This window comes from Sphingomonas sp. CFBP 8760, assembly GCF_014841615.1.
GTDB lineage: Bacteria > Pseudomonadota > Alphaproteobacteria > Sphingomonadales > Sphingomonadaceae > Sphingomonas.
On the sequence record NZ_JACYUG010000041.1, the window covers coordinates 1 to 8,054 of the forward strand.

Consider the following 8,054-nt stretch of genomic DNA (forward strand, 5'->3'; position numbering starts at 1 on the left):
AGAAGCAGGCTCATGTAGCCTAACTTGGTGTCCATGGGACCGGCAGCAGCTCAGTCCTCGTAGCGCTTTGAATATGCCCCGTAAAAGCCACGGTGGTTCGGCTTCTTGCGTTAGGTTTCAAGAAGTCCTAGCGGCCCACGCGGATGGTTGCCCAGCGCCCCATCATTCTCGTACCTTTTGAGTATACCTCAATCAGGCGTCTCGCGGCATCCTTTGGCCCTTAGGCGTGGTGGCGCGACGTACCGCCACCCAGACACTGCCTAGAGCCTAATGATACAGATGGCTCGAATACGGTCGTATGCGAGGCATGGGGCGCAACGGTAACGTAATTAGACGACGCGACTTTCCGATGCACGGGCGCTTTTTAACCCCTTACCGAGTTACGGGCGTTCTATGACCCGCTTGATCTGTGAAGCGCTCCGCGGCCCGCCACGCGGGGCTGTACTGCCGTTAGCGTTGAGGGTGGCAGCTATGACCCGGAGCTACGAAGCGCCCTCTGCCTTAACCTCTGTGATTGATACAAGCACGTCACGAAGCCGTTGATCGGCACTGGCGGGGTTGTTCAACCCCCCCTGGGGTACAACCGCAGTCGCGTCATCATGCCCTTCACGTCCGCTATTGATCTAACGAGAACTCTTGCGACGCCTTCGACGCTTTCACCTTGCGTAAGATGCGCTCGAAGGTTCGATATGTCGGCCTGTGTCCAACGCAGATATGAGTTCATGACAACACCCTTAAGCCCCTTTGAAATCCTGCGTTGCATGTCACCTAGTTGCACCTATGATCGTAGTATGACTAGATCGCAAACCAGAGGTTCTAAGTCCGCCGTCGCTTCATCGGAGCCGGTTAACGCTGATGCAATCGGACCTGACCTCCTTACAGGTGATCAGGTCATCGAGACTTATAACGCGCGCCTGCCGGCTTTGCGGTCTTTGGTGGAAGAAGTCCGATTTACTATTGATGACGCTCTAGCCACCGCAGGCATCAGTGTTAGCAGCTTAGAGTCTAGGCTGAAAGAATTAAAATCTACACTTAAGAAAGTCGAAGATAAAAGTTATGCTGATTTTGATCAGATAACTGACATAGTTGGCGCTAGAATAATATGCATGTTTAGATCTGATTTAGATGCTGCAAAGTCGGCTATGGAAAGCTGCTTCGATATAATAGAATATGATGACAAATCGATTTCTGATCCGGCCTCTTTTGGTTATATGTCATTGCACCTGTTAGCCAAGATAAAAAGTGAATACGAAGGCCCTCGATATGGAAAAATTAAGAATCAAATATTTGAAATCCAGATTAGAACTATTTGTATGCATGCTTGGTCATCCATACAGCACTCACTTGAATATAAGGGATTTTGGGATGTTCCGATAAGTTTGAAAAAGGATATTAATGCATTATCTGCCTTGTTTTATCTCGCTGATACCCAGTTTGCGGCGGTATTTGCGGCGAAGACGGCAGAGTTTGCCAAGGCCGTTGAGAATTCATCAGGCTTAGAGGGAGTTGCCTTTAATGCACAAGAATTAGACTTTGAGACTTTAACCGCTTATGCCGAAAGTAAGTTTCCAAGCAGAAGCGCAAACACAAAGAAGGCTGATGTTTCGAAATTAGTAAATGAAATTAAGATGGCAAATATAAATACAATTGGTGAGTTAGACCGACAAGTTAGCCGGGGAATTCCAGCAATGGAGGCGGATGAAAATAAACGTGGCTCCTCTTATAATATAGTTGGTGCAGTTAGAGTTTCATTATCCTACGCTTCTAAGACCTATCACGATATAACCTACCCATCAGGACCAATAAGTCGTCCTTTTATGGATATGGTTATACCCGAGTAACGACACAGTATACGATGTTAGAAAGTATATACAAGTTCGGTAATGACATATTTTCGTTCTTGGCTGTCTTGTTGAGCCATACATACGGATTATTATAAATCGACTTATTTGCCTTATCAGTGTTTTAATATTTGCGGTCTTTGCAAATATATCGCGCTATAGTGGATGCATTTTAGCTGGATAATAAAATGTCATTGGGTAGCGCCATTCAATCCTGCCGGGCTGTCGATCATTGCCAGCGTTAAGGCTTGGAATAGCGGACGGACGCCCACCCTCAATGAGGCAGCAGTACCTGTTTTGAAAATAAGGGGTGTTCACTTGGTCGATACCGCTACCAACCGGACATAGGTCGGGCTAGCGTTTATCGAGCGCTAGAGGGTGCCTCACGATCCTAAAGGCGGATGGCCTCTAAAACGCCCGCAAATGCCGCTACAGCCCCTTTTCTTGAAAGAGGCTACTCGGGTACAGCGAGGCTATAAATGGCCCTCGTTGCGTCTTAAAAGGCGAAATAAGGCAATCTATACTTTACAGTGATAATATTCGTCATTTGAAGACATAGCAATCAAAGCTTTTCATTAGCCATCGCCATCATCTGATTATCTACGTCTAATAATTCTCGCTTGGAATCCGTAATAGATTGCCCCTTTTTGGTATCTTTCATGGAGGATGCCTCTACCGTATCGATCGTGTTATGAACAAGGCGCTGGGTGGAGATAATACGAGCGCGCTGACAGGGTCTTATCAATTGAGAATAAGTCTCTGTATCGCGATTGAGAAAGGCGGCCTGCCCATCATGATACGCAAAATGCTCGTGACCGGTATATCCGCCGAAAGCATTTTTGCTATTTACTTCACCACATGCGGCGGCGGTATCGGGCGAGTAAAACACATCTTGAAACGTGGCTGAAAGGGGATCGCGTAAGAGCCCCTTCACGTCGGTCTCAACGCGGGCGCGGAATGCCTCATCCGCCTCCTGCTTTCGTCCCGCCTCTCCCTGCCTATCGATGCGCTGCATAGTGAAACCTGCCAAGCCGATAGCAACGACGATCAAGGCCAAGCTGGCAGCGTATAGTATGCCTTTCCTGCCCTTTGATGCCTTGGGTTGATCCGCGCCGCCGCCGGGTGGCTTTGACCAAGCGTTCGCTTCGTAGACTGTACGTGAAGCAACTCGATCTTCGTTCATGCAAGCACCCCTTTTGATTGAGGGGCTGCCCGGCTGAGAGCCGGGCGTTCGTAACCCTGCACGTCGCACAAGGCGCTGCCGCCTTTGGGCGCAAGCCTTGGACATGACGCAACAGCCACCCGGCCGAGAAACTCGACCAAACGACGTGTCTGAGGGGTTATGACGCCCCACTTGCTACCTTTTTGAGCAAGCAGCCGATCCATGCCAACGCCTGGATTCCAAAGCGATCGTTGAGCGCAACCTACGTCGTAGGAAATTTTGCGAAGCCTTTGTGTGAGGTCCGCGCCCTGCCGACCCCAGATCAACATGGCCTCACACCCCTATCAGAACAAAGGTGGACATTTCGCAGTTACCGTGCGAATAGGGCCGCACAAGACGCCATAAAACAAAACAAGTAAGGCCAACAAGTCTTGTATAGAAGCACAGAACATGAAGATAAACGATAAAACTAAAGAAGAACTAAAGCATAAATTACAGCCCGATACTTTTATTACGCTAACCGTATGTCAGGGTATAACGACCGGAGACGGTAAGTTTATTGCCGCTTCCCCGCTGGCATTGGATAGGGTGATGAAAGGCGTGCTGGATGCGACAGCACGGCGTATATACAGCAAGCGATATTACCGCCGAAAGCGACCAAGGATTAAAAATATCTCGGTTGCCGAATGTAGCAGGGGAGGCATGTGGCATATACACTCTTGCCTCAAATGCCCCGACAATGTTACTATAGAACAACTAGCAGTTCTCATTGAGGACGCTTGGTCTAAATCCAAATGGTATAGGCCACGCAATGAGATTGAACAAATTTGGGGTAACGCCCTATTTTACATACTAAAAGATGGGCAGGACGGCCTCCTCGTCGATACAATGAGTTTCTAACTATCTGGCACAACGGCGTGCCCCTTTAGACCATTGATCGGTTAACATTTTTTGGGCAGGCAAAGGCAAGGACGGTGAGAACCGCTCCTTGTCTTTGTTATGTCTAATAAACATACATATTTAAATAAATTTAAATATCTTAACTAAGAAAACAATATAATTAAACTTATAAGCCTCTTACACTACCAACCATAAGAAACAGGACGGCTTTCAAGCCAAGCTTCAAGTTCAACGAACTTCCAGCCTACAGCACGCCTTCCAATCTGAATGGGACGGGGGAAGTCACCCCGATCCATCGCCGCATAGATGGCACTACGGCTCAATCCGACCATCTTCTGGACCGTTTGGAAGCCCACATTTGGTTGCTAACAATGCGATCTGAGTAGATAGGACGACAAAGCCATACGTTTGGCCCTGATTGTCGTTTTCACGCCAATCTTCACAGGGAAAAAACGAAAATCCCTTCGTCGCTGACAAAGTGACCTTTGAAATGCCGAATAGCGCCCCTTCCAATGACGTGATATTGTGACGCGCAATGAAACAGGAAGCGCGCCCATCCGGTGATACGGGTGCTTATAAGGGGCATTAAATGAACAAATGGCTTGCAAGCTGCTGTCTTATTGGCGGCTTATCGTTGACTACCTTAAGCGATGCCGCCGTTTACGACATAAAACTAGCAGGTAAAGTTCGCATGGTTGAAGGAGATGCAGGCGGCAGCGGCATATTCGTCGGAGATGAAATTAATGGCAGCTTTCGGATTGATGAAGCGTCTTACAGTCAACCCTATCTATTATCTTTAGGCGGCGGGACTTATACGACATATTTCTCGGTACTGCAAAATCTAGCATTCAATGTCGGGTCTTACTCAGTCTCGCTACCGTTAATCACGGGCGTTGTAACCTACATGGATAACAGCTTTGGGTCTGATGGTATCGTCATATCACCAGATACCTTACGAGGTGGTCCGTTCAATAGCACGCGAACTCTACCACAGTTTCAATTTCGCGGGCCATCGAATGCCATTGGTGGGGGCGGCGTGGCGAATGGGCTGCCCCTAGCTTCATTCTCACCAACCCTGTTCGTCAGCTTCGGTAATGATACCGGCTCCAAAAGGGTCTATGGCGATCTAACGGTGTATATATCCTCTGTGGTGCCTGAACCCGCCACTTGGGCAATGATGATCGTAGGCTTCGGCATGTTGGGTGCCGCTACTCGCTATCGTCGTCGCCCTACGACGACCGGCTACGCCTAATTTGCCACGAATGAATGACGTAAGGGCGACCGTTAGTCGAAAGGCTACCGGCTCTTTTTGCGTTCACCGCCAACCGCGCCGGATCAAACCACCTCGCCTTTTGTTCTTGTTTTGTACAAAGCAGCGAGAAAGGAGTAAATGCTATGGGCATTATAACGGTGAAGCGGATCGCGGCGTTGATCGAAGAAGCCCCCAGTTGGGCGCTGGTAGCCCTCACGATGCCTCAGGACGGGCTAAGGGAGGCCGCAAGGCATGAGGTGGCGTCTCATGTTTATCATGCCCTGTATGCGCCCCTAAGCGAGGGCAGCGAGCAACTGAACCTGCCGTATTGAAGCCAGCTGTATGGCGGCACCATAAGGGGCAATGGAATGCCCCTACCCTTTCTTACTGGCATAAAGAGCGTCAAAATTAACGCCTTCAAATTTCACGGCGTCGATCATCTCGCAAAGCATTTTGGCGGTCCCTTGCGGCATTCTTCCATACCCTGCCGTAACACTCGTCTTATTGTGCCCAAGTATTAAAGGTCCAAATTGATCATCAAGATATCCAGCAGCCCGTAACTCATCTGCTAATGTGTGGCGAAATGAATGCGACCCCTTTCCATCGCCTCCGTTCTTCAACCCGATTTTGCTAAGATAGTTACGCCAGAAACGTGATGGTGAAGCCCCTATATGCCCCCTCCGATTTAACACAAGACCGTCAAACAACATACCATCATTTCCATCAAGCGATTGTCTATTATCATAGAATTGTTTGAATCCGGCAAATTCAACCGTTCGATGCAACGGGATAATGCGACCTTTGTTAGATTTAGTTTGTTGCCCAACAGTTGGATCATGTCGTATATGTATGAACCAACGCTCATGCTCAAACCGCACATCACTCAAACGTAACTGCGCGACTTCTCCAATCCGCGATCCTGTGAAAAAGCAAAGCAGTGGTATCCACTTTCGCCAATCGTTCACTCGTATATTGCCTACTTGATGCTCATACCCATCACCTTTACATCCCGTAAATAATGGAGAAGATATAATTCGATTTAATTCGAAAGACGTAAAGGTAGGATGGGGACGGGCTTGCTTATCTATATTTAAAAACAAGCCATCACATGGATTATTGTCTGCAAATCCGTGCTGTATAGCCCACTTAAAAAGTGGAGAAATTGTCGAAAGATACTTGTTTTGCGTTGTGGGGCTTAACCCTTCGATGCCATTAGATGATGCATGTGCCGCCACAGCACCAATAGACATTCCATCATAAACTTTCATGTTACGGTAATTTTTAGGAAGATTTGCAATAATATTGCGCCAATCGCGAATATCGCTTCTGGTGACGGCTGATATCTTTTTATTACGACCTATAAAATCTGCTAGCCGCTCTACGACGATCCGGTCTTGGTTTATGCCGTCTCGTCGCTTGACACCCTCAGACAACCTTTGTGCTGCGTATTGATCAAACATAGCCATTACCGTCTCGGTACTGGGTTGTTTTTGAAAATTGGTCACATCGACAAGAAATTTTGATGGTTCGTAGTTATGGCCTTGATCAACTATTTCAGCTTCAACGTACCTATAACTATCGATGAGCACTTGCACCGCTTTACGAGCATGTTCATCGCGCTTGACGGGGTCACTCGATATGATTAGACCGCGATCACGCATTTCACCTTCGGTAAGCTTTAAATAAGTTGCAACTTCCCCGGTAAAAAGCAAGGATGCTAGCCGTTCTCGCGACTTTTCAAGTTTCTTTTTTATTTTAGCAATATCGCCACCTGCTAATCTTACATCGTCTTCCGTAAAAGACCGCATAATGCCTTTCATCGTTTCAAAACGAAAGACATGATGAGCGTCTACTTCCGCATCAGTAGCCTCGCGGAGTACTTTATTTCCATCGAATGATGTACGTGATGCGAGGGCATTAGCCACGCGATCCCGCCACGCTGCCAATATGGGATAAGCCAGCTTTTCCGCTTCAACCCTGTCTGTCACGCCGAGTGACTTTGTAAATTCGGCTCGTCCCACGATAGGTCGGGCCGCAAGTGGCACCATCCAGCGGAGTTGCCACTTAGACGAGTTTGGCCGTTTTTTGAGGTAGCTGGACAGATTCATAGCTTCGAACCTACCTTCAAAACGGAGCAGGTCAACGTAGCAGTATTCAATACTAGATGCGTTTTTCCCTTAGGATATTGGCCTTATTGACAGATTATTACGTCGTAAGCGCATCCTGTCTCCCCGACCATCATCCGCTAAGTAATTGATTTCTCGTCGCCAACATGGCGATCGGGAATGGTTGTACCCACGACTGTACCCATCGTTGTACCCATCGTTGTACCCATTGGGGGCGATGGATTGGGACTGCCGAACCTCAAGCTGCGCGGTGGCAGCTACCACTGGCGCAGGAAGATCACCGTGGCCGGCGCGGCGGTGCCGCTATCTCTGTCGCTCGGCACAGGGAATTATCAACGCGCCCGGTGTATGGCAGACAGACTTGGTGCGACGGTCGAGAGTTTGCGTGTGGCCTATGGTCAATCGACGGGGCTGACCCCCGATCAGCTGAAGCGGGTGTTCAGCGATGCCCTGCGCTGGCAGTTGCAGAGTATCGAGCAGGATCAGATTGGCAGTCCCGCCCGATCGGAAGGTCACGCCACGATCAATTCCATCTATGCCGAAGCCTGGGCTTTCCTTGGCCGCAACGGCATCGAGGCGCGTTGGACACTGAACGAGCATGACCGATTGGTCGATGCCGGCTGGAGCGAGGAGCGCGCGAAGGCGGTGGCGGATCTGGTGTTCGATCTCCAGAACAGTGATCCGGTCTCGAAGGCTCAGCTCGACAGTTATAGCGAGGGGTTCTGGACTTGCCCCGCTTAAGTGGAGAGGCATTTGCTCAGCGTGACACGGTT

The 8,054-nt window shown here is 48.9% G+C and carries 7 protein-coding genes; 4 read left to right on the plus strand and 3 right to left on the minus strand.

Going from position 1 to position 8,054, the window contains the following annotated elements; all coding sequences use genetic code 11:
- Positions 1-791: 791 nt before the first annotated feature.
- The gene (locus tag IFT82_RS20100; protein WP_192129911.1) at positions 792-1,841 is read left to right on the plus strand and encodes a GTP pyrophosphokinase; all 1,050 of its coding nucleotides are present in this window, start codon (positions 792-794) and stop codon (positions 1,839-1,841) included.
- Positions 1,842-2,403: 562 nt separating this feature from the next.
- Here the strand turns inward: IFT82_RS20100 and IFT82_RS20105 are convergent.
- Positions 2,404-3,024: a hypothetical protein gene (locus IFT82_RS20105; RefSeq protein ID WP_192129912.1), complete on the minus strand. Its 621-nt coding sequence runs from the start codon at positions 3,022-3,024 to the stop codon at positions 2,404-2,406.
- A gap of 1,061 nt (positions 3,025-4,085) precedes the next feature.
- Positions 4,086-4,259 carry an AlpA family phage regulatory protein gene (locus tag IFT82_RS21590; RefSeq protein ID WP_192129914.1) on the minus strand — a complete coding sequence of 58 codons (174 nt, stop codon included), beginning with the start codon at positions 4,257-4,259 and terminating at the stop codon, positions 4,086-4,088.
- 233 nt (positions 4,260-4,492) lie between these two features.
- Between IFT82_RS21590 and IFT82_RS21120 the strand changes: the two genes are divergently transcribed.
- Both IFT82_RS21120 and IFT82_RS20125 read left to right on the plus strand, forming a co-directional pair.
- Positions 4,493-5,155 (plus strand): PEPxxWA-CTERM sorting domain-containing protein, encoded by a 663-nt coding sequence (locus IFT82_RS21120; RefSeq protein ID WP_244647031.1) that lies wholly within the window; start codon positions 4,493-4,495, stop codon positions 5,153-5,155.
- 143 nt (positions 5,156-5,298) lie between these two features.
- Positions 5,299-5,487 (plus strand): DUF6771 family protein, encoded by a 189-nt coding sequence (locus tag IFT82_RS20125; RefSeq protein WP_192129915.1) that lies wholly within the window; start codon positions 5,299-5,301, stop codon positions 5,485-5,487.
- Positions 5,488-5,529: 42 nt separating this feature from the next.
- On the opposite strand, the gene IFT82_RS20130 is transcribed toward IFT82_RS20125, so the two are convergent.
- Positions 5,530-7,263: a tyrosine-type recombinase/integrase gene (locus tag IFT82_RS20130; RefSeq protein WP_192129916.1), complete on the minus strand. Its 1,734-nt coding sequence runs from the start codon at positions 7,261-7,263 to the stop codon at positions 5,530-5,532.
- A gap of 240 nt (positions 7,264-7,503) precedes the next feature.
- Between IFT82_RS20130 and IFT82_RS20135 the strand changes: the two genes are divergently transcribed.
- Entirely contained in the window at positions 7,504-8,022 is a 519-nt protein-coding gene (locus IFT82_RS20135) for a hypothetical protein (RefSeq protein WP_192129917.1), read from the plus strand.
- Positions 8,023-8,054: the final 32 nt, after the last annotated feature.